Here is a 24,380-nt window from a genome sequence, read left to right as displayed (position 1 = left end):
GGTAGGGCTCGGGGGTCGTCCCATGTCCGGACCAGGCCCGCGCGCCTGGTCTTTCCCGTTCTGCCGAGCAGACCCCCTCGCCTGTGTCACTGTGGGGGACATGACGAGTGACGAGCAGCCCGACACGACGAACACCGACGACACGTCCTCCGACACCGGTTCGGCGAACGAGGAGACCGTGGGCCCCGAGCTGACGCAGGAGGACCTCGATCGCGCCGGCGAGAAGATGGACGGCCTCAATGCGCGCTACGAGACCGGTGCGCGTGAGACGGTGACGCTGCCCGGCACCGGCGGCACCGTGTCCGGTACCGCGTTCGCGGACTTCGACGAGGACGGTGCCTCAGAGAGATCCGGCACCGAGAAATCCGACACCGACAAGGCCGACACCGGTTCCGGGAAGGATGCGGAGAGCGAGAAGGGCGAGCGTCAGCCCACGTAGCGTTCGAGGCGGGCGGACAGCCGGGGCTCGAGATCGCCGTCCGGTCCGACCCGCTCCTCCACGTACGCGAGATCGCCACCCTCGACGATGCCGTAGAGACGCTTCGCGCCCCCGACCAGCGCCGCCGACGTGCTTCTGATGACCACGTCGGTGGCCAGCTCCCAGGACGACTGCGTCAGTGCGCGGCCGTAGTACAGCTCGATGAGCCCGCTCGCGTGGGTCAGTAGGAGCTCGAGGGTCTCCTCGCCATCGTCACCGGGCTCACCGGTTCCGCTCACCCGCCAGAAGCCGGACTCGCGCAGGTCGCGACCGGCGTAGGCGCCGTTCTCGTCGACGCGCCAGGTGAGGGACTCCCACGACAGGTAGGGACCGCCGTCGTGGCTCACGACGATCTGCTGTCCCAGTGTGTAGTCGCCCTCGGCGTCGTGTCCCTCACCGGTGCCGCGCCACACGCCGACCAGCGGCAGCAGTGCCAGCATGGAGTGCGAGATGTCGGGACCCTGCCGCAGATTGGCGGTGTCACCGTCACCGGGCAGATCGGGGAGGAGCGGGATGTTGCGCCCGGCCGTCTCCTTGGCCCGTTCCTCTGCACGCGCGACCGCGGCGTCACCGCTCAGGCGGGGCGCCGGGGTGCCGAACTCGTCGGTCACGACTCGTCGGTGACCAGGCGATAGACGACGTACAGCGAGAACCAGGCGATGAGGATCGACGCCAGGATGAGGAGTGCTTCGAAGAATAGGACCACGCACCGATTGTAGACCGGCGGTGTCGTGGATCTGCCACGGGCCGCCGTCGCGATCGGTCGACGCAGGCGGTCCGCAGACTGTGTGACCGATGACAACCTGTGCCGGGTCCGGTGACGCGATTCATTGTTTAAGGTCGTGAGGTTCTGGAACCGAGAGACGAGGGTGATCCATCCATGCTTCGTGTGACCGGGCTCGACCCGACCGACCGTCGGCGGACCGGGCCGACGAGGATCGTGCTGCGCGCGGCGACCGCTGCCCTCGCGACACTGCTGTTGTGCGCGATCCCCGGAGGGCTGGCGGGGGCGGCACCGATCACCCCCTCCGATCCGCTCGGTCTGGGCGACGACCCCGTCGAGTCGGTGCTCGACACGTTCGGGCTGGGCACGAAGGTCGATCAGGATCCGAACAACTACGCGTACGACTGCCCCGACGTGCTCATCGTCGCCATCACGGGCGCGACGGACTCGGAGTCGGACCGGAACCCCGTCGACGAGGTGGACCGGCTGCCGTGGTCCAACTGGGTCGGCAACGTGACCGTGCCCGCGGGGGAGGCCTCGGCGTCCACGCCCGGACGAGTCGGTTGGGTGTACGTGCCGTACGCGTCGGAGTACGGCGTGGCCGTGGCCGAGCCGGTGCCCACCTATCAGGAATCCGTCGCCGAGGGCCTCGCGACCATGGGCCGGATGATCGACGCCAACAAGACCGCGTGCGGCACGTCGACGAAGTACGTGCTGCTCGGCTACAGCGTGGGTGCCGAGGTGGTCGAGCGCCTCGCCGTCGACATCGGGTCCCGACCGTCCACGGCGCACGTGACGTCCGACGACATCGCCGGGGTCGCCCTCGTCGGAGATCCGTACCGCCCTGCCGGCACTGCGTCCCTGGACAAGCCCGGTCCGCCGGGTGGTGGCTTCATGTCGTCCGAGCCGAAGGACTACGGAACCCTCACGAACAAGATCCGGTGGGCGTGCCGTCCGATGGACATCGCCTGTGACGCACCGGAGAACCTCGGAGTCCTGCCGTTGGCGCTCAACGTCTTCGGGCGGATGCACTTCACCCTGCTCGATCCGGGCCGCACCGTCACCGAGTTCGTCGCGGTCTCGTCCGACGTCGCGGCTCGCACCATCGCGCACGTCTTCAGCGACCCGGACTTCGCCACGTCGGACGAGTCGCTGCTCGACGTGATGCTCCGGGTGTCGGACCGCACCCAGCCACTGCCGGACGAGCGGTCGCCGACGCCGCGCGAGATGTTCGACGCAGTGACGTGGGCGCTCGGTCCCGGCCGCCCCGTCGTCGAGGCCAAGCTGCAGGCGGAGGCCGTGGGGTTCGGCGAGGACAACGCCGACATCCCGCAGCTGTTCGAGAAGCCCTACGTCGAACTGGGGTTCCTGCAGCACCTCTACTACTGGGACAACTTCCCGGACAACGGCCGCGACTGGGAGAGCGAGAAGATGATCCGCTGGATCACCGACCTCGCTCGTGAGCAGAGCGAGGCCCCTCCGGTCGACGAGCCGGCCGCTCCTCCTGCGGGAGACACGACGGCGCCCGCCGAGCCCCGCGTGATTCCCCCGGTGAATCCCGGCTATCTCGCGCCGCCGGCGCAGCCCATGGAGACGGTGCCGTCGACGTGGGAGGAAGTGCTGAAGTCCCTCGGCCTCCCGCCGGAGCCCGGCAAGTAGTTCCCGCGGTCGGATCGCACACCCTCCACGACGCGAACACCCTCCCCAGCACGCTGGGGAGGGTGTTCGGCTGAAACGAGAGGTGTTCGGTCAGGCGCCGATCGAGATCTCGGCCTCGTGGAGGCCGGCGGACTCGGGCGAGATGGTCACGTCGCCGTTGCCGGACGCGGACAGCGCGCGCAGCGTCCAGGTGCCGGGGGCCGCGAAGAAGCGGAAGTCGCCGGTTCCGGACGCGACGACCTCGGCGGTGAACTCACCCGTGCTGTCGAGCAGGCGCACGTACGCACCGCCGACGGGCTGACCGTCCGACGCGGCCAGGACACGGCCCGTGATGACCGTCTCCTTCTCCACGTCGACGCCGGCGGGAAGGGTCTGTCCCTGAGCAGGTGCTCCACACATGATTACGCTCCCAACTCGATAGGTGCTCCCACGAGGGAGCCGTACTCGGTCCAGCTGCCGTCGTAGTTCTTGACGTTCTCGTAGCCCAGCAGCTGCGTCAGTGCGAACCAGCTGTGCGACGAGCGCTCGCCGATGCGGCAGTACGCGATCGTGCCCTTGCTCGGATCGATGCCGACACCGTCGTAGAGCTCCTTCAGTTCCTCGTCGGACTTGAAGGTGCCGTCCTCGTTCGCTGCCTTGCTCCACGGCACGTTGACGGCGCCGGGGATGTGGCCGGGACGCTGGCTCTGCTCCTGCGGGAGGTGCGCCGGCGCCAGGATCTTGCCCGAGTACTCGTCGGGGGAGCGGATGTCGAGGAGGTTCTTGGTGCCGATGGCGGCGATGACCTCGTCGCGGAACGCGCGGATCGACAGGTCGGGAGCCTCGGCCCTGTAGGACGTTCCCTCGCGGGAGACGGCGTCGGTGCTCAGCGGACGACCGTCCAGTTCCCACTTCTTGCGGCCGCCGTCGAGCAGACGGACGTCCTTGTGGCCGTACAGCTTGAAGTACCAGTAGGCGTAGGCCGCGAACCAGTTGTTGTTGCCGCCGTAGAGGATCACGGTGTCGTCGTTGGCGATGCCGCGCGTCGACAGCAGGTCCGAGAACTGCTCCTGGTTCAGGAAGTCACGAAGGACCGGATCCTGGAGGTCGGACTTCCAGTCGAGCTTGACGGCACCCTCGATGTGGCCGGTGTCGTAGGCGCTGGTGTCCTCGTCGACCTCGACGAACACGGTCTTGGGAGCATGCAGGTTCTGCTCGGCCCAGTCGGCAGTGACCAGGACGTCGGAGCGAGCCATGTGGTTCCTTTCGATTCTTCTCTGACAGGTGGTGGGTGGTTCAGGTGGTGGCATGTCGAGCCGGCAGGAGCCGACTCGCGAGTGGGTAAATCTTGCAGCCCAGGCAGATTCCGAACGCCGCGTTCAGCACCGCGGCGAACAGGGCCAGACCCGTGGCGACGGTGCCGACGGTCGTCGAGGACAGCGCGAACCCGAGGGTTCCCACGATCGAGAAGGCGAATCCCAGTCCCTGCGCGAACCGCAGGGGGGTCGTCGGTTCGGTCTCCGACACCGGGCCCAGGCGCGGTGCGACGACGGCGCGGAACACGCGTCCGTAAGGATGCGCTGCAGGCCCGGCAGCAGCGCCGTACGCGAAGACCAGCGTCTGCAGGCCCAGGAGCACCGCTGCAGCGGTGAGCGACACCGTCGACACGAGCAGCGTCACGACGAGGACGCCGGTGGTCATCCAGGCGACGAAGCGGGGACCACGAACGTCGACCTGCGGGGGAATGGATGACATCGAGATGCTCCTGGAGTGGAGGAAGGGGGACCGAGCGGATGCGCGTGGTCTCCGGCGATCGTCGAGCGGTCCGAGGTCGGTACAGCACGGCTGTACCCGGGCGGACGGATCGACGAGGGGAGGACCGTCGTCAGCGGCAACGGCAGCAACAGCCACCGAGGCGGCACAGGTCCACTGTGCGGCGTCGGGTGAGCAGAAGCTCGTGGCTGGCGGTCACGTCGGCCATGGTACCCACGCCGGTCCCGATCCAGAAGTTCCGGGTGTCGCTCGTCACTCCGACGAGGGTGAATCGGACGCCGAGAGCACGGCGGCCCGCAGGTCCTTCGACGACGGCACACCCGACGCGCGCGATCGTTCCCGCATCGCCCCGTCGAGCACGAAGGTGGTCGGGAGAGACATCACGCCGAAGTCGCGGGCGAGCTGCGGGTTCTCGTCCATGTCCACCTCGACGTCGGACACGCGGTGCCCCGCCGACTCGAGGTCGGTCACCACGGCGGACACGACGCGTCGCACCGCCGCGCACGGGCCGCACCAGGTGGCGGAGAAGTGGAGCACGGTCACCGCGCCGTCGGTGACGCCGGCGGCGCGCAGAGCGTGAGCTCGCGAGCCCGACGCGCCGCCGCGATCCGACGTGCGGACGGCGCCCTCGCGGCGGCGGACCCACAGGCCCACCACGGCGGCGAGCGCCAGGGCGACGAGAAGGACGACGACGGCGCTCACGGCGTACGGATCTCGTCGAGTTCGATGGTGACGTCCTCGGCGCTGCCCTCGATGACGATCTGCCCGCCCTCCGCGTAGACCGACGTGGGGAGGATGCCGAACGGCAGCTGCTGCTCGTCGATCGTGCGGGTGAACAGGCCCAGGACCGCGGGCTTCAGGAAGTCGGGGATGGTGAAGTCGGCCTGGCCCTCGGGCCCGAAGTAGAGGTCCGACGCGACGATGGACACGGTTCCACCGTCGAGCCGGAGCTCGGCGGTGACGCTGACCGCGGTGTCCAGGGGACCGACGGGCACGGTGCCCGTGAGGACCACGGCCCCGGCGGTGGTCTCGCCGGAACCGCCCGAACCGCCCGTGCCGTCGGAGCGGTCGGCGGGGGGAGTGGAGACCTGGAGGTCGGGGATCTCGAGGAACCGGCCGAGGTCGGTGGCGTCGATACGGACGCGCGCGTCGAGTTGATCCATGGGCACCGTGCGCACCGATCCGTCGAGCAGGTCGGAGGCCGGAATGCGCACGCCGCGCAACGTCGCCTCGATGGTCGTCTTCTCGACGTAGTCGGTGGGGACGTCCTGCGCTCGGATCTCCACGCGGCCGTACCTGCCGTCGGCCGCCTGGGTCAGGAACGGGAAGCCGTGGATGGTCACCTGCGGATCGGACACCAGATCTCCGCCGTCCCGCAGTGCCCGCGAGACGCGGTACTCGGAGTATGCGGCGGTGCCGAAATCGGCGGCCAGAGCGAGCGCCAGGACGAAGACGAGCCCGACGATCAGTTTTCGCACGGAGTTCCTCTCGGGCGGTTCGGTGTCCTGCGGGCGGGTCCCGAGGCGGGCGGTGGCGGCTCGCAGCCGACTGTCCTGCCTTCCGACAGGTTAGTCTGTGACCGAAGTACAACCGGAAGTGCCGGTCGCGGACCCGCTGGTGGGCTCGTCCGGCCGGAGAAGAGTGGACGAGGAGGCCCTGTGGAGTTGCTGCTGCTGACCTCCGATCCGGATCCGGAGTCCGTGCTCCCGTCCCTCGCGCTCCTGGCGCACACGGTGCGTCCCGCGCCGACCGAGGTCTCGTCGTTGCTCGAGGCCGGCAGCGCGGACATCGCGCTCGTCGACGCGCGCACCGATCTGGCCGCCGCCCGCGGACTGTGCCGACTGCTCGGCAGCGCCGGCTCCTCGGTACCCGTGGTGGCCGTGCTCACCGAGGGCGGTCTGGTCGCCGTCAACGCGGAGTGGGGCCTCGACGACATCCTGTTGCCCACCACCGGACCCGCCGAGCTCGATGCCCGGTTGCGTCTGCTCGTGGGCCGCCACGGAGGCGTCAGCAGTCCCGAGGCCTCGGGGAAGATCACGCTCGGCGAGCTCGTCATCGACGAGGGCACCTACACCGCCCGTCTGCGCGGGCGACCGCTCGACCTCACCTACAAGGAGTTCGAACTCCTCAAGTACCTCGCCCAGCACGCGGGCCGCGTCTTCACCCGAGCGCAGCTGCTGCAGGAGGTGTGGGGGTACGACTTCTTCGGCGGTACCCGCACCGTGGACGTGCACGTCCGGCGTCTGCGCGCGAAGCTCGGAACGGAGTACGAGTCGCTCATCGGCACCGTGCGCAACGTGGGATACAAGGCCGTGAGACCGAGCCGGGCAGGTAAGGGTGCGGCGGGCAGCGACGACGCGGTGGACCTGCCGTCGGACGGCGACCTGGACATCGAGAACGACACGGCGACACCCTCGTTCGCCCCAGCTGATCGGACGGCCTTCTGACGTGAGCGACGCGATTCGACTCGAGGCACGGCGACCGGTCGGCGACGAGGCCCGACGCGTCCGCGACGCGATCGAGGCCGCCACGACCGCCGACGGGACACCGCCGCTGTCGGAGCAGGCCGAGCGCGCCGTGGACTCTCCGCGGGACGACGAGCATCTGCTGGCACTGGACGGCGAACACCTCCTGGGGTACGCGACGCTCTCGCCCGCGCGCGGTGACGCGCCGGTCATGGTGGAGGCCGTCGTGCACCCCGATCACCGGGGCCGCGGCGTCGGCACCGCGCTGGTCGACCGCGCTCTCGCAGCACCGGGGGCGCGCGTGTGGGCCCACGGGCGGCTGCCCGCCGCCGATCGCGTCGCCGAGAAAGTCGGTCTCGAGGTGGTCCGCGAACTGCTGCAGATGCGCCGCCCGCTCGGTGGCCCCGACGCGGCGCCCCTGCCCGGACTCACCGTCCCGGACGGCATCACCGTGCGGACCTACCGGGAGTCCGACGACGCCGAGATCCTGCGGGTGAACAACGCCGCGTTCTCCTGGCACCCCGAGCAGGGTGGCTGGACGCAGGCGGAGATCGACGAGCGCCGCGCGGAGTCCTGGTTCGACCCCGCGGGGCTGTTCGTGGCGACGTCGACGGACGACCCGGACACCGTGCTGGGGTTCCACTGGACCAAGGTGCACCCGCCGACCGGAGACGATCCCGAACTGGGTGAGGTCTACGTCGTCGGTATCGATCCGGCGGCCCAGGGCAGGGGGCTCGGCCGGACCCTCACGCTCGCCGGCCTGCGGTATCTGGCCGATCGTGGCCTCGCCGGCGTGCTGCTGTACGTCGAGTCGGACAACACGGCCGCCGTGCACACGTACGACCGGCTCGGCTTCGCCACCTTCCACGTCGACGCGGCGTTCGCGCGCGTCTGACGCGGGACCGGTGCGGTCCCTGAGACGCGCATCGCATCCCGATCCGGGTTTTCGGTCTGTCTGTTCACCCTCCGTTCACAAAGGCGCGGTGAACCGTCCACCACCGGCGCTTACGTTCTCCCACGGGTAGCGCACGCTGCCCGTTGCGGTACGACGTCACCGCATCTTTTCTCGCCCGCCGACCGATCGGTCGCCGACGGGCTGTTTCTGGAGGAGACAGGTGAAGCTCGAGCGCAGCATTGCCCTCATGGGTGTACTGGCTGTCGGCGGATTGACGCTGGCTGCATGTGGTTCCGACGCGAACGTCGAGGCCACCGGCAGTGGTGACTCCGCCGCGACGTGCGAGGGCAAGAGCCCCATCACCGGCGAAGGATCGTCGGCGCAGCAGAACGCGATGTCCAACTTCACGTCCGTCTACTCGGGTGTGTGCTCCGGCAAGGCCGTGGAGTACACCGTGAGCGGTTCCGGCAACGGCCGGACCCAGTTCGTCGCCGGTCTCGTGGACTTCGCGGGCTCGGACTCGTCCATCAAGGAAGAGCAGGCCGACGCGGCCGCCACGCGCTGCGCAGGCAACCCGGCGTGGAACCTTCCCCTCGTGTTCGGTCCGGTCGCCGTGGCCTACACGCTCGACGGTGTCGACGACCTGGTCCTGACGCCCGACGTCATCGCCCAGATCTTCACCGGCAAGATCACCACCTGGAACGATCCGGCCATCGCCGCGCTGAACGAGGGCGCGTCGCTCCCGACCACCGCCATCACGCCGATCTACCGCTCGGATTCCTCGGGCACCAGCGACAACTTCCAGCGCTTCCTGTCCGACGCCGCACCGCAGTCCTGGACGCTGGACCACAGCTCCGACTGGGCCGGTGGAGTGGGCGAGGGCGCCAACGGTTCGTCGGGCGTCGCTCAGGCCGCTGCCGCCACCCCGGGCGCCATCACCTACGTCGAGAAGGGCTTCGCCGATCAGGAGAACCTGACCGCGGCGCAGATCGACTTCGGCGCCGGTGCCGTCGAGCTCACCACCGAGACCGCCGCCAAGGCGATCGACACGGTCACCTTCTCCGGTGACGGAAACGACCTCGCGCTCGACACCGACGCACTGTTCGCCAGCAAGGAAGCCGATTCCTACCCGCTGGTGCTGTCGACCTACGAGATCGTCTGCTCCAAGGGCTACGACGCGGAGACCGCCGCGGGCGTCAAGTCGTTCCTGCTCAGCGCTGCCAACGAGGGCCAGGAAGGCCTCGAGGCTGCCGGTTACGTGCCGCTCCCGGACAGCTTCAAGGAGCGTCTGGTGACGGCGATCAACGCCATTTCCTGACACACTGGTTCTCGCCTGCATCACCCCCGAAGACCATTCACCGGGTGATGCAGGCGATGCCGTACCACCCCACACGAGACAGTGAGCGGTATGAGCGACACCCATTCGATCAGCGACGTCACGCCGGCCACCACATCGGCCGTGAGCGCCGCTCGCAAGACGGAAGCGCCGACACCAGTGCCCGACAAGAAAGCCTCAGGTACGGTCACCCGCCCGGGTGACCGCATCTTCTCGACGCTCGCCACCGGTTCCGGTGTCTTCGTCATCGTCCTGATCGCGGCGATCGGTGGGTTCCTCCTGTGGCGGGCGATCCCCGCGCTGCAGAACAACACCGTGAACTTCTTCACGTACAACGGGCAGTGGAGCACGTCGGACACGTCCGCCATGCTCTTCGGCGTCCGTGACCTGTTCCTGGTCACGGCCACGGTGTCGGTGGTGGCTCTGCTGATCGCCATGCCGGTGGCACTGGGCATCGCGATCTACCTGACCAACTACGCCCCGAAGCGCCTGGCGGGCCCGCTGGGCTACGTCATCGACCTGCTGGCCGCCGTGCCGTCCATCGTCTTCGGACTCTGGGGCCTGTACGTTCTCGCGCCGGTCATCTCGCCCGTCGCCGAGTGGCTCAACACGAACCTCGCGTGGTTCCCGCTCTTCGCCACCGGTTCCGTCTCCATCGCCGGCGGCGGCACCATCTTCACCGGTGCGATCGTGCTCGCCGTCATGATCCTGCCGATCATCGCCGCGGTCACCCGCGAGGTGTTCGTCCAGACGCCCCGTGGCCAGATCGAGGCTGCTCTCGCCCTCGGCGCCACTCGGTGGGAGGTCGTGCGCACCACGGTCATCCCGTTCGGCAAGTCCGGCTTCGTCAGCGGCTCGATGCTGGGCCTGGGCCGCGCGCTCGGCGAGACCATCGCGCTCTACATCATCATCCGCAGCACCCAGGAGACGTTCGGCTGGACGCTGTTCGACGGTGGCAACACCTTCGCGACGAAGATCGCACTGGCCGCGGGTGAGTTCAACAACCAGCTGCAGGCCGGTGCCTACATCGCCGCGGGCCTGGTGCTGTTCGTCCTCACCTTCGTCGTCAACGCCGGCGCCCGCGCCGCCATCGCTGGAAAGAAGGACTGACCCATGGCCGACACCACGTCCGGTGGAACCGCCACCATGGATCGCCCCGTCAAGGAGCCGACCTTCCAGGGTGTCAGTGCCCGTCGCAAGGCCTCCGACTCGATCGCGACGGTCCTCGTGTCCCTCGCGGTGCTCGTCGCGCTCGTCCCACTGATCTGGGTTCTCTACACCGTCGTCTCCCGCGGCATCGGGGCCGTCGCGTCGGCCGACTGGTGGCAGTACTCGCAGGCGGGTGTCACCCCCTTCAAGGAAGGCGGCGGCGCGTACCACGCGATCGTCGGAACGCTGCTCCAGGGACTCTTCTGCGCGGTCATCTCCATCCCGATCGGTATCTTCGTCGCCATCTACCTCGTCGAGTACGGCGTGGGTACGCGGCTCGCGAAGGCCACGACGTTCATGGTCGACATCCTCACCGGTGTCCCGTCCATCGTCGCGGCGCTGTTCATCTACTCGCTGTGGATCGCGACGTTCGGCTTCGACCGGTCGGGTCTGGCTGTCTCGCTCGCCCTGGTCCTGCTCATGATCCCCGTGATCGTGCGCTCGGCGGAGGAGATGCTGCGCATCGTTCCCCAGGACCTGCGCGAGGCGTCGTACGCGCTGGGTGTGCCGAAGTGGAAGACCATCGCCAAGATCGTCGTCCCGACGGCGCTCTCGGGCATCGTCACGGGCATCATGCTCGCTCTCGCCCGCGTCATGGGTGAGACGGCGCCGGTGCTGATCCTGGTCGGGTCCGCGACGGCCATCAACTTCAACCTGTTCGCCGGTCCGCAGACGTCGCTGCCGCTCATGATGGTCGACCTCCAGAAGGCCGGAACCGCTGCCCTCACCAGCGAGCGGATGTGGGGTGCCGCCCTCACCCTCATCCTCATCGTCGCGGTGCTGAACATCGGCGCGAAGCTGGTCTCCCGCTTCTTCGCTCCCAAGAACTTCTGACAGAAGGATCTCGACATGGCAAAACGACTCGATCTCAAGGACGTCAACATCTTCTACGGCAAGTTCCACGCCGTGTCGAACGTGACGCTCTCCGTTCCTCCTCGTAGCGTCACGGCCTTCATCGGACCGTCCGGCTGCGGCAAGTCCACGGTGCTCCGCTCGCTGAACCGCATGCACGAGGTCACCCCGGGTGCTCGCGTCGAGGGCTCGGTGCTGCTCGACGGCGAGGACATCTACGGTTCCGGCGTCGACCCGGTCGGCGTCCGCCGCACCATCGGCATGGTCTTCCAGCGTCCGAACCCGTTCCCCACCATGTCCATCCGCGACAACGTCGTGGCCGGCCTGAAGTTGCAGGGTGGCCGCAGCAAGAAGCAGCTGGACGAGGTCGCGGAGGAGTCGCTCAAGGGCGCGAACCTGTGGAACGAGGTCAAGGACCGCCTCGACAAGCCGGGCGGCGGTCTGTCCGGTGGTCAGCAGCAGCGTCTGTGCATCGCCCGCGCGATCGCGGTGCAGCCCGACGTCCTGCTCATGGACGAGCCCTGCTCGGCTCTCGACCCGATCTCGACGCTGGCGATCGAGGACCTGATCGGTGAGCTGAAGAAGGACTTCACCATCGTCATCGTCACGCACAACATGCAGCAGGCTGCACGTGTGAGCGACCAGACCGGCTTCTTCAACCTCGAGGCCACCGGCAAGCCCGGCAACCTGATCGAGATCGACGACACCGAGAAGATCTTCTCCAACCCGTCGCAGAAGGCCACCGAGGACTACATCTCCGGTCGCTTCGGCTAGACCGCAGCTCGCGCGTCCACACACGGAAAGGGCGCCCTCCCCGCGGGGAGGGCGCCCTTTCGTGCGTCCGGGTACCGAGTGGAAGAACTAGGACACGTGCTGCGCGGGAGGCGTCGGCAGGTCGCTGGGCAGGCTGCCGGTGACCAGGAAGATGACTCGGCGGCCCACCTCGACGGCGTGGTCGGCGAAGCGCTCGTAGAAGCGACCCAGCAGGGTCACGTCGACGGCTGCGGCGACGCCGTGCTTCCACTCCTTGTCCATGAGGACGCTGAACAGGTGGCGGTGCAGGTCGTCCATCGCCTCGTCCTCCTCACGGAGCTTCGCGGCGCGCTCGGGGTCGCGGGTCTCGAGCACCTCACGTGCGGAGGAGCCGAGAGCGACGGCGATGCGTCCCATCTCGGCGAAGTAACCGTTGACCTCCTCCGGCAGTGCGTGCTGGGGGTGGCGACGACGCGCGATCTTGGCGACGTGCAGGGCGAGAGCGCCCATCCGGTCGATGTCGGCGACGATCTGGATACCGGAGACCACCGAGCGGAGGTCGCCGGCGACGGGTGCCTGGAGAGCCAGCAACGCGAAGGCGCGCTCCTCTGCCTGGGCACTGAGGTCGGTGATCTTGTCGTGCTCGCCGATTACCTGCTCGGCGATCCGGAGATCCGCCTGCAGCAGGGACTGCGTGGCGCGCTCCATCGCACTACCGGCCAGGGCGGCCATCTCGCCGAGCAGGTCGGCGAGTTCTGTCATCTGTTCGTTGTAAGCCACGCGCATGGCCCGATTTTACTCGGCCGTACGTGGGTACAGGGCATGCAGGCGGTGAACGGGCGGTGAATGCGGAGCAGCGATTCACACACAGGACTCGTCCGCCCCGTTCGTGACCGTCAGATCGCTGGGGAGCGCGACCTCCGTGGACGCTCCGGAGACCCCCGTCGCGAAGGTCGGTAGCAGGTCTCCGACGACGGTCGGCGGCGTCAGGAAGCCCTGGAAATCCGTCCCCAGGACGACCTCGACGATGCCGCCCAGAGTCGGCGTCTCCTCGAGAACCGCTCCCGGAATGGTGCTGGCCACCGTCGACGCGTCCGCGATCGACCCGGCGCCGTACCGCACGACGGTCGCCGCGGCACCGGTGGTCTCGGCGTTGCCGGTCCCGACGACCTGGAAGCCGTAGGCCGCCAGTTCGTCCGCGGTGGTGGCGGCCAGTCCGCTGGTCTCCGAGGCATTGGAGATCTGGACCGACACCAGCGAGGGGTCGACCGCGACCTGCGGTTCGGTGGTGACCGGCGGCGCGACCTCGGGGGTGGTCTCGGGTGCGCGTTCCTCACCGGGGAGCGGCTGGTCGTCGATGATCGCCTGGAAGATCGCCTTGATGTCGTCGGTGCGCGGGATCTCGTTGCCGTAGTCGGTGGTACCCGCGGTGGGGACGGTGAGGAACGTGACCGCGCCCGCCTCGACGCCGCGCAGCGACTTGCCGAGCGTCAGCAGATCCGACGTCTTCACGTTCTCGACGAACGTGTCGCGGGTGAACGCCGTGACGAAACCGTTGAGGGCGCCCGGGTCGAACAGCACGCGGTTGCTCAGCACGGAGCGCAGGAGCGAGGACAGGAAGAGTTGCTGACGTTTGATGCGTCCGTAGTCACCGGTGCCCTCGGCGTCCACCTTGCGGGCGCGCACGTAGTTGAGCGCGGTGCGTCCGTCGATGCGCTGTTCGCCCGCGGTGGCCAGGACCGTTCCCAGCTCCTCGTCGACCAGCGGAACCGGGGAACACACGTCCACCCCGCCGACCTCGTCGACCATCGACTCGAAGCCGGCGAAGTCGATACCCACGAAGTGGCCGATCCGCAGTCCGGAGATCTTCTGAATGATCTTGACCAGGCACTTGGGTCCACCGAGCGCGTAGGTCGCGTTGAGCTTGTCGCCGTCCGCGGCGGGATACATCTCGCCCGTGTAGTCACCGGTGGTGCTGTCCCAGCCCTCGCACTCGGGGCGTTCGACGTCGAGGTCGCGGGGGAACGACACGGCGACCACGCGACTGCGGTCGGCCGGGATGTTGATGAGCATGACGGTGTCGGACCGTGCACCCTCGGCATCGGCCACCGTGCCGGCGCCGATCTCACCACTGGCTCCGGCTCGGGTGTCCGTCCCGACGATGAGGTAGGTCTCGTCGCCGTACTGGCCGGGCGCGTCGACCACGTCGGTGGACTCGGTGTCCAGGGCCGCGACCTGCTCGAACCCGCGGTCGGTCGCCCGGAGATATCCCCACACGACACCGGTGATGACCAGGGCCAGGATCGAGACCATCGAGACGCCGACACGGCCGGCGACCCGCATCCGCTTGCGCTTGCGTGCCCTGCTGAGGGCGAGCCGCGTGAGCGTCGGGGGTGCGACGGGGCCGACCGCCTCGGGCGCCGGACGCTCTGCGGTGCGTCGCTCGTCCACGACGGGGGCGATCACCTCGGTGGGCGGCTCGGGATCCTCGCGAGGTGGAACCGGCGGGGACGGTGGAGGGCTCGACGCGACCGCTCGATCGTCCGCGCCGGAGGTCGGCGAGTCGTCGCGACCCGCTGCGCGTCCCCGGTTGGAACCGATGCGGGAGATCCGATCCACGACCTCGGCCACCGAGAGCCGTCGATCCTGGTCGTCGGACGAGGACGGCGGGGTCTGCTCGGGCTCGGGTCGATCCGCTGGCGGGCGCTGTTCCGGCGCGGGCTGCTCGGACGGGGGAGACGGTGTCTCGGGGTCGCGATCGGAGCGCGGCACTCGCGAGATGGGACGCTCCCAGGGGGCGCGTCGTCCGGGTGTGGGCGACCCCGGTTCGTTCTCGTCACCCACTGGTCGTTCCGTCTTTCTCTCGGGCGTCGAACAGTGGTCGACGGATCGACGCCATAGTACTGATCATCCGCCCGAGTGCATCAGATCGGCGCCCGCCGGCACCGCACAGTCGTCGGGATCGTCGAGCCAGCCGTCGGGCAGCGACACTGCGCCGGGGGAACCCTGGCGACCGCGGGGGCCCTCGGCGTCGGCCGGGAAGGGAACGGTCGGATCCAGGCGAGCCAGCAGCTCGTCGAGCTCCGCGAGTGTCGAGACGGTGGCCATGCGTACCCGCAGGTCCGAGCCTGCCGGGAAGCCGCGCATGTACCAGGCGACGTGCTTGCGCATCTCCCGGAGCCCGCGGCCCTCGCCGTGGTGGTCGGACAGCAGTTCCGCGTGCCGACGCATGATGACGGCGACCTCGCCCAGCGTGGGCGGCGTCGGCGCACTGGTGCCGCGCAGAGCGGCGGACAGTTCGGCGAAGAGCCAGGGGCGTCCCAGGCAGCCGCGGCCGACGACCACGCCGTCGCAGCCGGTCTCGGCCATCATGCGGGCGGCGTCGGACGCGTCGAAGATGTCGCCGTTGCCCAGGACGGGGACGTCGCGAACGTGATCCTTGAGGCGCGCGATCTCGGACCAGTCGGCCGTACCGGAGTAACGCTGCGCCGCGGTGCGCGCATGGAGCGCGACGGCCGCAGCACCCTCGCCGGCGGCGATCCGTCCTGCGTCGAGGTGCGTGTGATGCTCGTCGTCGATGCCGATCCGGAACTTGACGGTCACCGGGATGTCGGTCCCCTCGGTGGCCTTCACCGCCGCGGCGACGATGCGTCCGAACAGCGATCGCTTGTACGGCAGGGCGGCGCCGCCGCCCTTGCGCGTCACCTTGGGCACGGGGCAGCCGAAGTTCATGTCGATGTGGTCGGCCATGTTCTCGTCGACGATCATCTTCGCGGCGTCGTACGTCGTGTCCGGGTCCACGGTGTAGAGCTGCAACGAGCGAGGCGTCTCGGTCGGGCCGAACGTGGTCATGTGCAACGTGGCGGGCTGCCGCTCGACGAGGGCACGCGCGGTGACCATCTCGCAGACGTAGAGCCCGGAGGTGCTGCCCGTCAGCGTCTCCTCGAGCTCCCGACACAGCGTGCGGAACGCCACGTTGGTGACACCGGCCATCGGCGCGAGGACGACGGGACTACGCAGGGCGAGGGAACCGATCTGCAGAGTCATGGTTGATCACACACCAGACATGGTCGACGGGAAACAGCGATGTGCCCGGCATCCGCGGAACGGGTGCCGGGCACATCGAGGGTATCCGTCGGAACTGGCACTCGGCCACTCCGTGGTGCGGTGCGGGTCAGGATGCCTGCGCGGCCTGCCGCTTGGCAGCCTCGCGGGACAGCATGCGGTCGCGCTGCTCCTCGAACTTGAGAACGTCCTTCTCCAGCTTCTCGAGGAAGGCGGCGAGCTCCTCACGCGTCTGCTCGCCCTCGGCGGTGAAGTCGGTGCGATCGAAGATGTTCCACTTGCGCAGCACCGGCATGACGACGTCCTCGAGGTGCTGACGCAGATCGTAGATCCCGTGCTTGGCCATCAGCACGCCGTTGCGGCGGAAGTTGGGCATGCCGGCGCCGGGCATCTGGAAGTTCTGCACGATGTCGGCGATGGCACGCAGCGCCTGGTCGGGCGAGATGTCGAGCGCCGCACCGCACAGGTTGCGGTAGAAGATCATGTGCAGGTTCTCGTCGGCCGCGATGCGCTGGAGCATGCGGTCGGCGATGGGGTCGTTGCAGACCTTGCCCGTGTTGCGGTGGCTCACTCGCGTGGCCAGCTCCTGGAACGTCACGTACGAGACGGAGTGCAGGAAGCCCATCTGATCGTGGCCACCGGCAGCGGCCGAGGAGAAGCCGTTGGTCATGTGCTCGATGCGGGCCTGCTCGAGGGCGACGGGATCCACTCCGCGCGTGACCACCAGGTAGTCGCGCATGACGATGCCGTGGCGGTTCTCCTCGGCGGTCCACCGGCCCACCCAGGTGCCCCAGGCGCCGTCCTGCGAGAAGTTCTCCGCGATCTCGCGGTGGTACGACGGCAGGTTGTCCTCGGTGAGGAGGTTGGTGATCATGGCGGCCTTGGCCACCTCGTCGAGCCGAGACTGTTCGGGCGACCAGTCCTCGCCACCGAGCGCGGCGAAGTTACGCCCCTCGTCCCAGGGGACGTAGTCGTGGGGGTGCCACTCCTTCGCCATGGAGAGATGCCGGTTCAGATTCTCTTCCGCAACCGGCTGCAGCTCTCCGAGCAGCTCCAGTTGGGTCAGATCCCGTGCCATGCGTGTCCTCCAGAATGGTGTTCGGCTCACTGCTTCCGCGCGATGACCGCGCTGCCTCGTACTGTGAGGGCAGCCTACGGCACCGTAACTTCGATGTGAATTGCTTCGACGAGCCGCCGCGAGGGGTGCGTACCGTCCGGTAGACGTTCATCGAGCGGGGCGACAGTTCGTTACGCCCGCCCGCCGTCGACCCCATCCAGTATATGCCGCGGGGTACGGGGTGCAGGTGTTGTGACTTCTGCGAGAAACGAACTCGATGTACTGTGCGTCACTCGGAGTCGGTGGCAGGGGACAGATCACCGGAGCCACTGTGGCGACGGCCGTTGTCTGCCATTCTGTCTGCCGTGGCGCAACTGAGAACCGAGGGACACCGCGTTCTGGTCGTCGACCTGCACGGGGACAGCGTGCGGGCGGTCACCGGATCGATGATCGCGTACGAGGGCCAGGTGACCTTCCGGAACGCCGGGATGGGCGGTGGCGGTGGACTGCGCGCCGCTCTCAAGCAGAAGGTCACCGGCGAGTCGCTGTCCCTGATGGAGATGGCGGGGCAGGGAACGGTGCGGCTCGCGGTCGACGCGCAGCACGTCGTCGTCGTGCCGTTGGCGGGTGACGCACTCCACGTCGAATCGTCGCAGTTGCTCGCTCTGTCCGGCGGGCTGCGGTCCGATGTGGCCTTCGCCGGGCTCCGCGGCGCCTCGTCCGGGCAGGGCCTGTTCACGACGGTCGTCAGTGGACAGGGCGAGGTGGGGCTGCTGTCCGCGGGTGGACCGCTCATCGCGCTCGAGGTGTCGCCGCAGTACCCGTTGGTGGTCGATCCGGACGCCTTCGTCGCGCACCGAGGTCAGGTGACACAGAGCTTCGTCACCGACGTCACGTGGCGGTCGGCCGTCGGCGGCGGGAGCGGCGAGGCCTTCTCCCTCCGCTTCGACGGCACCGGTGTCGTCTACATCCAGCCGCAGGAGCGCTGACATGTTGGAACTCGTCACCAGCAAGGTCGTGAAGTCGACCGTCGCCCCGGGATCGCCCACGCTCGCGCGCCGTGGATCCATGTTGTTCCACCAGGGCGACGTCCGCTTCGTCCCGCACACGATCGGCGGCGCGGGCGGCATGCCGGGGATGGGTGCCGTCGCGGGTATGGCCGGCCGGATGATGTCGGGCGAGCACGTCGCCATGATGGCCGCCGAGGGGTCCGGCACCGTGCACTACGGCCACGCCGGGCTGCACGTGTCCGTCATCGATCTCGACGGGACCGGTGTCCTCTCGGTCGAGGCGTCACGGTTGCTCGCACACAGTGGCGCACTCTCGACATCGGTCGTACCCCTGACGCAGCAGGGAGGGGTCCGCGGCGCGGTGCGCGGGGCGATGACCGGGCAGGGCATGTTCACGACACAGGTCGCCGGACGTGGGCAGGTGGCCGTGCTGGCCCACGGTGGGACGGTCGAGATCGAGGTGGGTCCGCACCGGCCGCAGGTGGTCGTCGATCCGCAGGCGTACGTGTGTCACCGCGGCACTCTCACCGTCGACATCTCGGCGAACGTCGGGTGGCGTGACGCCGTCGGCCGCGGTTCGGGTGAAGCGGTGCAACTCGCTATCGGCGGCGCAGGGACCGTGTGGGTCCAGGCGTCCGAGCAGAAGTTCTGACGAGAGGGATCGGACATGACCGACGTCGTGCACAACCCCCACACCCTGCCGGTGAACGACAACGTGCCGGGAAACGACTACGCCTTCTGCATCGAACTCGCGGGACAGCCGTGGTTCACGGCGAAGGGCGCGATGATCGCCTACTACGGGTCGGTGCAGTTCGAGCCTCTCGGGCGGACGTCGATGGCGGCCGTCGTGGCCTCACGCTTCTCGTCGCCGCTGTACGCGAACGACTGGGTGCTCGCGAGCGGACACGGCAAGGTGCTGCTCGGCGATCGCGGCTTCGACATCAACTCGTTCGATCTCGACGACGGCAACCTGACCATCCGGGCGTCGAACCTGCTGGCCTTCGAACCCGGCCTCGAGCTGAAGCAGTCCATCGTGCCCGGTTTTCTCACGCTGCTCGGCACCGGGAAGTTCCTCGCCTCGTCCAACGGTGCGGTCGTGTTCGCCGAACCGCCCGTTCGAGTGGATCCGCAGGCACTCGTCGGCTGGGCCGACTGCCCCGCTCCGTCCCACCACTTCGACGCGCAGTGGATGCAGAGCTTCCTGGGGGCGGCGCAGGGGATGCTCCTCGGAGCACAGACGGGGGAGGAGCGGCAGTTCGACTTCACCGGTGCGGGAACGGTCCTGATCCAGTCGTCCGAGAAGGTGGTGAGCGACGCCCATCTGCTCCGCCACATCGAGTCGGAGACCGTGGCGCTGGGTCAGAACGCGTTGCGCTCACTCCATCAGAGCATCGGGGCCCGGCTGAGCCAGAATTCCTGAGCGTCGACGGGTGTGGGGAAAGAAGTTGTGCCCCCAGTAGGGCTCGAACCTACGACCTGCGGATTAAAAGTCCGTAGCTCTACCAACTGAGCTATAGGGGCGGTGCTCGACGAGTGTAATGGACCCCGGGCGGTCGCTCTCGACCTGGCCTCGCGTCGGGAGTGACGCATTCACCATTCACCTATTCGCTATGAATCATCACCATTCTCGCCGGTCGACATTCGGACGCGGGCCGGGCATATATCCGACAAACCGGTCATCGGAACGCACGACACGCTGGTGGGGCCGTCCGAACACGCCGGACGAACCCGCTCGAGCTCGATGTTTGCGGCCACGTCCGAGGGGATTCTCAGGTTTGTCGGCTACCCTTCACTCAGTATCAGGGCCCTTCAGGGTGTTCAATTTCGGAGGCAGCAGCGCAATGGCACAGCAGGAACGTGCTCGACGCACCCGGGCCGCGATCGTCGAGGCAGCCGCGTACGAGTTCAGCAAGCGTGGGTACACCGCGGCGTCGGTCAACACGATTCTCGAGGGATCACGCGCCACCAAGGGTGCGATGTACTTCCACTTCAGCTCCAAGGAAGAACTGGCTCGCGCCGTTCTGCAGACCGCGATGGAGAAGTACGTCGCGATCATGGACGTGGAGCGCCCGGACGGCGTCGACGCCCTCGAGTGGCTGCACAACCTCATCTTCCAGCTCGCCCGGTCCTTCGACGAGAACGTCGTCGTGCGTGCGGAGTTCCGTCTCGTGGTCGAGCCCGAGTTCCACGCGAGCATCCGCGAGGGAGCGGGCGCCGTGTGGGGTCGCACCGCCCACAAGCTCGCGGCCGAGGCGCACGAGACCGGTCTGCTGCGCCCCGACATCGATCCGCGCATGTTCACCCGCGTGCTGGTCACCTCGCTCGCCGGCCAGCGGTACATGGCCGATCTGACCGCCGAGGACACCGACCTGGTGGTGCTGTTCGAGGAGTCCCTCGAGGTTCTCCTGATGGCGATGGCGTCGCGGGAATGGCTCGACAAGTGGCGCGTCAACGGGTGGCCCCGAGTCGACGCCGTGAGCGTCGAAACATAGCCTCAGCTGCGGATTTGTGAAATTCCGAAGCGGTGTCCTAAGCTATCCAAGCTCCCAACGGAACGCCGTTGGGGTACGGTCGGAGCGATTCGACGGGCCCCCTTCGTTTAGCGGCCTAGGACGCCGCCCTTTCAAGGCGGTAGCGCGGGTTCGAATCCCGTAGGGGGTACGTTTCAGCGAGTGACAACGCTGGAGCGGGAGTGGTGAGAAGTAGGACGAAGATGCAGTAGGGTCTTCCACGCAGTACATGCTTCACAGCATGGCCCTGTGGCGCAGTTGGTTAGCGCGCCGCCCTGTCACGGCGGAGGTCGCGGGTTCGAGTCCCGTCAGGGTCGCAACACGTAAGAGGTCGCAATACCTCAGTGATGCGATGATCGTCAGCACCGAGTAGTACAGCATCACCGGTACCCGCGAGGGTGCCCACGGCCAGGTAGCTCAGTCGGTACGAGCGTCCGCCTGAAAAGCGGAAGGTCGCCGGTTCGATCCCGGCTCTGGCCACCGAGAATGGACACAGACTGGAACCACCTGCCCGCGCAGGTGGTTCTTCTCGTTTCCGGACCCGTCGTCCGAGGTCGCCGATGCCCGGGTGGTATCGATAGGGCATGACTGACATCGATGCTGACGTGATCGTGGTGGGGGCGGGTATCGCCGGTCTACGGTGCGCCGGAGCGCTGCGCCGGCGTGGATTCACGGTGCGGGTCGTGGAGGCGGGCGACGCCCCGGGAGGACGGATCCGCACCGATCTCGTGGACGGTTTCCGCTGTGATCGAGGCTTCCAGCTCCTCAACCCCTCCTACCCGGCCGTGAAGCGTCATGTCGACGTGTCCGCGCTCGATCTGCGGGTCGCCGGTCGCGGTGTGCGGATCGTCGACGACTCGGGGCGAGCGCACACGGTCGCCGACCCGACACGGCACCCGGGCCTGCTGCTCGGGACGGTGCGGTCCGCGGCTCGCCTGGGCCTGCTGCACCCGGGCGCCGTCGTCGGCGCCGCGCGGTGGGCGTTGCCCGCTGTCGGACCGGTGCGCCGCCTGGCCGCGTCCCCCGACGCTGCACTCGCCGACGACTGGGACCGCGTCGGCCTCCGCGGTCCGCTGCGCTCCGCACTGCTGGCTCCGTTTCTCAGCGGGGTCCTCGCCGACGGCGTGGGAGACACGTCGGACCGCTACGTCCGGCTCGTGCTCCGCAGCTTTCTTCTCGCGACACCCGGTGTGCCGAACCGCGGAATGCAGGCGTTCCCCGAGCAGCTCGCCCGCGATGCCGGGGTCGACATCGCGTACTCCTCGCGCGTCGAGCAGGTCACCGACGGCGCGGCACCCGCCGTGCGGATCGCCGACGGGTCGGTGCTGCAGGCCCGCGCGGTGGTGGTGGCGACGGACGCGCGAGGCGCGAACGAGCTGACGGACACCCGGACCTCTCCCATGCGCGGGTTGTCGACGTGGTGGTTCGAGGCCGACGCCGCGGAATCCGACGAGTTCCTCCGCATCTCAGGGACGGGCGGCGTGGTGGTCAACACCGCCGAGATGAGCTCCATCGCACCGGGATACGCGCCGACCGGGAAGACCCTGGTGCAGGCGACCACGCTGCTGGACGACGCCGGTCCCGCCGAGGAGTCCGTCGTGCGCGCCGTTCTCGATCGGCTGTGGGGTCGGTCCACAGCGTCGTGGCGGGTGATCGTGCGTCACGACGTGCGGCGTGCGCTCCCGGTCCAGGCACCCGGGACGTCGCTCAGGCGATCGCTGCGGGTCGGTGACCGCGTGCTGCTCGCCGGCGACCATCGCGACACCCCGTCGATCCAGGGTGCTCTGGTGTCGGGTGGTCGCGCGGCCGCCGAGGTGGCGCGGCTGCTCGGCTGATGCGGCGTCCGGTTCGTGGGCCGGAGCGATCTCCACGGAATCTTCACAACGTGTCCCCGAGACCCGCACATGATGCCGTTACGGTCTGTTTCATGGATCGACGACGAATTCTGGTGGTCGAGGACGAACGGGCCCTGGCCGACGCGATCGCGGCACGGCTGCGGTCCGAGGGCTTCGACGTCGACCTCGCGTCGACCGGACCGGCCGCCGTGGAGACGGTGGCCCGCACGAACCCCGACCTGGTGGTCCTCGACGTGATGCTGCCCGGGTTCGACGGTCTCGAGGTGTGCCGACGCATCCAGTCCCGCCCCGAGGGCGCCGTCGCCGTCCTCATGCTCACGGCGCGGTCGGACGAGACGGACCAGCTGGTGGGCCTCGGGGTGGGTGCGGACGACTACATGTCCAAGCCGTTCTCGATGCGCACCCTGGTGGCCCGCGTGCACGCACTGCTGCGCCGGGTGGAACGCCATCCCGCGCCGTCGCCGACCGTCGTGCACGAGTTCGACGACGTCCGGGTCGACGAGCGCGCGCGGCGGGTCTTCCGTGACGGCGACGAGGTCCACCTGACACGCACGGAGTTCGATCTCCTGCTGTTCCTCGCTCGGCGGCCGGGCGCGGCCTACGCGCGAGATCGACTGCTGTCGGACGTGTGGGGGTGGTCGCGCGACGACTCCATGACGTCCGTGCCGTCCCGCACGGTCGACAGCCACGTCAAGGCGTTGCGGCGCAAGCTGGGGTCCGACGTCGTGCGCACCGTCCACGGCGTCGGGTACGCGTTCCGGGCACGCGGATGATCCGCCCTCTCGACTCGCTGCGCTCGTTCAAGGTCAAGACCGGCCTGGTGGTGGTGATTGCGCTGTTCGCGGCGTCGGGCACCTTCTGGCTCGCGGCCCAGCAGCCGTTCCGGTACGCGCTGCTGCTCGCACTCGTCGTGGCGCTGGTGGTCACGCAGATCGTCGCGCACGGGATGACCTCGCCGCTGCGCGAGATGACCGCAGCCTCGCGAGCGATGGCGAACGGGGACTACACGCACCGGGTCCGGGCCACGTCGCGGGACGAGATCGGCCAGCTGGCCGTCGCGTTCAACACGATGTCGGCAGACCTGGCAGAGGCCGACCGCTACCGTCGGGAGCTGATCGGCAACGTCTCGCACGAACTCCGGACACCGATCGCGTCGCTGCAGGCCGTGCTCGAGAACATCGCCGACGGGGTGCAGGAGGCGACCCCGGCGACGGTGGGAGTCGCCCTCGAACAGACGGAACGTCTGGCTCGGCTCGTCGACGACCTCCTGGATCTCTCCAAGCTCGAGGGTGGCGCACTCGGTCTGTCGCGCAGCACGGTCGACCTCCGTCAGTTCCTGACCAGCGTGGTCACCCAGAGCACGGCGACCCGATTCTCGGTGTCGGTCGAGCCTCCCGGTGCGACGGTGACCGCCGACGAGGAACGGGTACGGCAGGTGATGGCCAATCTGGTCGAGAACGCCGTGCGCCACGGTCCGCCCGACGGTGCAGTGGCCGTGTCGGCCGTGGTGGGTGACGACACGGTGCGCATCGACGTGGTCGACGAGGGCGACGGGATCGCGCCGGCCGATCGCGCTCGGGTGTTCGACCGGTTCGTCCGCGGCGGGTCGACCGACGGCGGCACCGGCATAGGGCTCGCCATCGCTCGATGGGCCGCCGAGTTGCACGGCGGCACACTCGATGTGGTCGACGTCGGCGCCGGGTGTTGCTTCCGGCTCACCCTTCCCGTCTGACCCCACCGTCCGCACTCGGCACGTGAC

General features: G+C 68.6%; 25 protein-coding genes and 4 tRNA genes. 18 read left to right on the top strand and 11 right to left on the bottom strand.

The genetic code is table 11. The annotated features are described in order from the left end of the window. Positions 1-100 precede the first annotated feature (100 nt). Entirely contained in the window at positions 101-439 is a 339-nt protein-coding gene (locus OG947_RS05780; protein ID WP_328813308.1) for a hypothetical protein, read from the top strand. Here the strand turns inward: OG947_RS05780 and OG947_RS05775 are convergent. Continuing rightward, positions 427-1,089, bottom strand: a complete 663-nt coding sequence (locus tag OG947_RS05775) for an FABP family protein (RefSeq protein ID WP_328813307.1) — start codon at positions 1,087-1,089, stop codon at positions 427-429. The two genes, OG947_RS05780 and OG947_RS05775, sit on opposite strands and share 13 nt — an antisense overlap. Before the next feature lie 269 nt (positions 1,090-1,358). Between OG947_RS05775 and OG947_RS05770 the strand changes: the two genes are divergently transcribed. Continuing rightward, the gene (locus OG947_RS05770; protein ID WP_328813306.1) at positions 1,359-2,861 is read left to right on the top strand and encodes a cutinase family protein; all 1,503 of its coding nucleotides are present in this window, start codon (positions 1,359-1,361) and stop codon (positions 2,859-2,861) included. A 90-nt stretch (positions 2,862-2,951) separates the two neighbouring features. Here OG947_RS05770 and OG947_RS05765 read toward each other — a convergent pair whose 3' ends face one another. From OG947_RS05765 to OG947_RS05745, 5 genes are all read right to left on the bottom strand, one after another. Then, positions 2,952-3,260: a DUF1416 domain-containing protein gene (locus tag OG947_RS05765; protein WP_027504276.1), complete on the bottom strand. Its 309-nt coding sequence runs from the start codon at positions 3,258-3,260 to the stop codon at positions 2,952-2,954. Between the two features lie 2 nt (positions 3,261-3,262). Next, positions 3,263-4,096 (bottom strand): sulfurtransferase, encoded by an 834-nt coding sequence (locus OG947_RS05760; RefSeq protein ID WP_027504275.1) that lies wholly within the window; start codon positions 4,094-4,096, stop codon positions 3,263-3,265. A 40-nt stretch (positions 4,097-4,136) separates the two neighbouring features. Next, entirely contained in the window at positions 4,137-4,595 is a 459-nt protein-coding gene (locus tag OG947_RS05755) for a DUF4395 domain-containing protein (protein ID WP_328813305.1), read from the bottom strand. 270 nt (positions 4,596-4,865) lie between these two features. Beyond that, positions 4,866-5,315, bottom strand: coding sequence for a thioredoxin family protein (locus OG947_RS05750; RefSeq protein WP_328813304.1), 450 nt, complete (start codon positions 5,313-5,315; stop codon positions 4,866-4,868). Next, positions 5,312-6,091, bottom strand: coding sequence for an LmeA family phospholipid-binding protein (locus tag OG947_RS05745; RefSeq protein ID WP_027504272.1), 780 nt, complete (start codon positions 6,089-6,091; stop codon positions 5,312-5,314). The genes OG947_RS05750 and OG947_RS05745 overlap by 4 nt, the downstream gene beginning before the upstream one ends. A 180-nt stretch (positions 6,092-6,271) precedes the next feature. Between OG947_RS05745 and OG947_RS05740 the strand changes: the two genes are divergently transcribed. The 6 genes from OG947_RS05740 to pstB all read left to right on the top strand — a co-directional run bounded on the left by OG947_RS05740 (position 6,272) and on the right by pstB (position 12,144). Continuing rightward, positions 6,272-7,060, top strand: a complete 789-nt coding sequence (locus tag OG947_RS05740; RefSeq protein ID WP_056446762.1) for a winged helix-turn-helix transcriptional regulator — start codon at positions 6,272-6,274, stop codon at positions 7,058-7,060. 1 nt (position 7,061) lies between these two features. Next, on the top strand, positions 7,062-7,973 hold the full coding sequence (gene mshD / locus OG947_RS05735; protein WP_442973093.1) for a mycothiol synthase: 912 nt from the start codon (positions 7,062-7,064) through the stop codon (positions 7,971-7,973). A gap of 220 nt (positions 7,974-8,193) precedes the next feature. After that, positions 8,194-9,291, top strand: coding sequence for a phosphate ABC transporter substrate-binding protein PstS (gene pstS / locus OG947_RS05730; protein ID WP_027504269.1), 1,098 nt, complete (start codon positions 8,194-8,196; stop codon positions 9,289-9,291). Between the two features lie 90 nt (positions 9,292-9,381). After that, entirely contained in the window at positions 9,382-10,419 is a 1,038-nt protein-coding gene (pstC, locus tag OG947_RS05725) for a phosphate ABC transporter permease subunit PstC (protein ID WP_027504268.1), read from the top strand. A gap of 3 nt (positions 10,420-10,422) precedes the next feature. Further along, positions 10,423-11,352, top strand: a complete 930-nt coding sequence (pstA, locus tag OG947_RS05720) for a phosphate ABC transporter permease PstA (protein ID WP_285187808.1) — start codon at positions 10,423-10,425, stop codon at positions 11,350-11,352. A gap of 15 nt (positions 11,353-11,367) precedes the next feature. Continuing rightward, positions 11,368-12,144, top strand: coding sequence for a phosphate ABC transporter ATP-binding protein PstB (gene pstB, locus OG947_RS05715; RefSeq protein ID WP_027504266.1), 777 nt, complete (start codon positions 11,368-11,370; stop codon positions 12,142-12,144). Between the two features lie 87 nt (positions 12,145-12,231). Here pstB and phoU read toward each other — a convergent pair whose 3' ends face one another. The 4 genes from phoU to OG947_RS05695 form a co-directional block, all read right to left on the bottom strand. Continuing rightward, on the bottom strand, positions 12,232-12,909 hold the full coding sequence (phoU, locus tag OG947_RS05710) for a phosphate signaling complex protein PhoU (protein WP_027504265.1): 678 nt from the start codon (positions 12,907-12,909) through the stop codon (positions 12,232-12,234). Positions 12,910-12,984: 75 nt separating this feature from the next. Next, positions 12,985-14,967 carry an LCP family glycopolymer transferase gene (locus OG947_RS05705; RefSeq protein WP_328813303.1) on the bottom strand — a complete coding sequence of 661 codons (1,983 nt, stop codon included), beginning with the start codon at positions 14,965-14,967 and terminating at the stop codon, positions 12,985-12,987. A gap of 63 nt (positions 14,968-15,030) precedes the next feature. Next, positions 15,031-16,170, bottom strand: coding sequence for a tRNA dihydrouridine synthase DusB (dusB, locus tag OG947_RS05700; protein WP_328813302.1), 1,140 nt, complete (start codon positions 16,168-16,170; stop codon positions 15,031-15,033). Positions 16,171-16,297: 127 nt separating this feature from the next. Further along, a complete protein-coding gene (locus OG947_RS05695; RefSeq protein ID WP_027504262.1) occupies positions 16,298-17,266 on the bottom strand; it encodes an acyl-ACP desaturase in 969 nt (322 codons plus the stop codon). Positions 17,267-17,619: 353 nt separating this feature from the next. Here OG947_RS05695 and OG947_RS05690 point away from each other — a divergent pair, with 353 nt between their 5' ends. Genes OG947_RS05690 through OG947_RS05680 form a run of 3 tightly spaced genes read left to right on the top strand, consistent with a single transcriptional unit; the run spans position 17,620 to position 19,675 of the window. Further along, positions 17,620-18,234 carry an AIM24 family protein gene (locus OG947_RS05690; RefSeq protein ID WP_373428398.1) on the top strand — a complete coding sequence of 205 codons (615 nt, stop codon included), beginning with the start codon at positions 17,620-17,622 and terminating at the stop codon, positions 18,232-18,234. 1 nt (position 18,235) lies between these two features. Further along, positions 18,236-18,907: an AIM24 family protein gene (locus tag OG947_RS05685; RefSeq protein ID WP_328813301.1), complete on the top strand. Its 672-nt coding sequence runs from the start codon at positions 18,236-18,238 to the stop codon at positions 18,905-18,907. Between the two features lie 15 nt (positions 18,908-18,922). After that, complete coding sequence (locus OG947_RS05680; protein ID WP_027504259.1) at positions 18,923-19,675, top strand: AIM24 family protein; 753 nt, start codon at positions 18,923-18,925, stop codon at positions 19,673-19,675. 28 nt (positions 19,676-19,703) lie between these two features. Here the strand turns inward: OG947_RS05680 and OG947_RS05675 are convergent. Further along, a tRNA-Lys gene (locus OG947_RS05675) sits at positions 19,704-19,776 on the bottom strand. Positions 19,777-20,096: 320 nt separating this feature from the next. Between OG947_RS05675 and OG947_RS05670 the strand changes: the two genes are divergently transcribed. The 7 genes from OG947_RS05670 to OG947_RS05640 all read left to right on the top strand — a co-directional run bounded on the left by OG947_RS05670 (position 20,097) and on the right by OG947_RS05640 (position 24,353). Then, positions 20,097-20,747: a ScbR family autoregulator-binding transcription factor gene (locus tag OG947_RS05670; RefSeq protein ID WP_027504258.1), complete on the top strand. Its 651-nt coding sequence runs from the start codon at positions 20,097-20,099 to the stop codon at positions 20,745-20,747. A 96-nt stretch (positions 20,748-20,843) separates the two neighbouring features. After that, a tRNA-Glu gene (locus tag OG947_RS05665) sits at positions 20,844-20,916 on the top strand. 92 nt (positions 20,917-21,008) lie between these two features. After that, positions 21,009-21,082, top strand: a tRNA-Asp gene (locus OG947_RS05660). An 89-nt stretch (positions 21,083-21,171) separates the two neighbouring features. Beyond that, positions 21,172-21,245, top strand: a tRNA-Phe gene (locus OG947_RS05655). Positions 21,246-21,349: 104 nt separating this feature from the next. Next, positions 21,350-22,600, top strand: coding sequence for an FAD-dependent oxidoreductase (locus tag OG947_RS05650; RefSeq protein WP_328813300.1), 1,251 nt, complete (start codon positions 21,350-21,352; stop codon positions 22,598-22,600). A 92-nt stretch (positions 22,601-22,692) separates the two neighbouring features. After that, positions 22,693-23,394, top strand: coding sequence for a response regulator transcription factor (locus OG947_RS05645; protein WP_222627822.1), 702 nt, complete (start codon positions 22,693-22,695; stop codon positions 23,392-23,394). Beyond that, positions 23,391-24,353 (top strand): HAMP domain-containing sensor histidine kinase, encoded by a 963-nt coding sequence (locus OG947_RS05640; protein WP_328813299.1) that lies wholly within the window; start codon positions 23,391-23,393, stop codon positions 24,351-24,353. The genes OG947_RS05645 and OG947_RS05640 overlap by 4 nt, the downstream gene beginning before the upstream one ends. Positions 24,354-24,380 lie beyond the last annotated feature (27 nt).

Origin of the sequence: Rhodococcus sp. NBC_00297, from assembly GCF_036173065.1 — a bacterium.
Taxonomy (GTDB): domain Bacteria; phylum Actinomycetota; class Actinomycetes; order Mycobacteriales; family Mycobacteriaceae; genus Rhodococcoides.
The sequence above is the reverse complement of the archived record's forward strand: the minus strand, read 5'-3'. Positions and strand labels throughout refer to the sequence as shown.

Bases quoted from the DNA above. Each gene is read 5' to 3' on its own strand.
- OG947_RS05680 (WP_027504259.1), top strand. From the start codon at position 18,923: ATGACCGACGTCGTGCACAACCCCCACACCCTGCCGGTGAACGACAAC.
- OG947_RS05765 (WP_027504276.1), bottom strand. From the start codon at position 3,260: ATGTGTGGAGCACCTGCTCAGGGACAGACCCTTCCCGCCGGCGTCGAC.
- phoU (WP_027504265.1), bottom strand. From the start codon at position 12,909: ATGCGCGTGGCTTACAACGAACAGATGACAGAACTCGCCGACCTGCTC.
- OG947_RS05755 (WP_328813305.1), bottom strand. From the start codon at position 4,595: ATGTCATCCATTCCCCCGCAGGTCGACGTTCGTGGTCCCCGCTTCGTC.
- OG947_RS05770 (WP_328813306.1), top strand. From the start codon at position 1,359: ATGCTTCGTGTGACCGGGCTCGACCCGACCGACCGTCGGCGGACCGGG.
- dusB (WP_328813302.1), bottom strand. From the start codon at position 16,170: ATGACTCTGCAGATCGGTTCCCTCGCCCTGCGTAGTCCCGTCGTCCTC.
- OG947_RS05760 (WP_027504275.1), bottom strand. From the start codon at position 4,096: ATGGCTCGCTCCGACGTCCTGGTCACTGCCGACTGGGCCGAGCAGAAC.
- OG947_RS05640 (WP_328813299.1), top strand. From the start codon at position 23,391: ATGATCCGCCCTCTCGACTCGCTGCGCTCGTTCAAGGTCAAGACCGGC.
- OG947_RS05685 (WP_328813301.1), top strand. From the start codon at position 18,236: ATGTTGGAACTCGTCACCAGCAAGGTCGTGAAGTCGACCGTCGCCCCG.
- pstC (WP_027504268.1), top strand. From the start codon at position 9,382: ATGAGCGACACCCATTCGATCAGCGACGTCACGCCGGCCACCACATCG.
- OG947_RS05670 (WP_027504258.1), top strand. From the start codon at position 20,097: ATGGCACAGCAGGAACGTGCTCGACGCACCCGGGCCGCGATCGTCGAG.
- OG947_RS05780 (WP_328813308.1), top strand. From the start codon at position 101: ATGACGAGTGACGAGCAGCCCGACACGACGAACACCGACGACACGTCC.
- OG947_RS05645 (WP_222627822.1), top strand. From the start codon at position 22,693: ATGGATCGACGACGAATTCTGGTGGTCGAGGACGAACGGGCCCTGGCC.
- OG947_RS05650 (WP_328813300.1), top strand. From the start codon at position 21,350: ATGACTGACATCGATGCTGACGTGATCGTGGTGGGGGCGGGTATCGCC.
- pstA (WP_285187808.1), top strand. From the start codon at position 10,423: ATGGCCGACACCACGTCCGGTGGAACCGCCACCATGGATCGCCCCGTC.
- pstB (WP_027504266.1), top strand. From the start codon at position 11,368: ATGGCAAAACGACTCGATCTCAAGGACGTCAACATCTTCTACGGCAAG.
- OG947_RS05695 (WP_027504262.1), bottom strand. From the start codon at position 17,266: ATGGCACGGGATCTGACCCAACTGGAGCTGCTCGGAGAGCTGCAGCCG.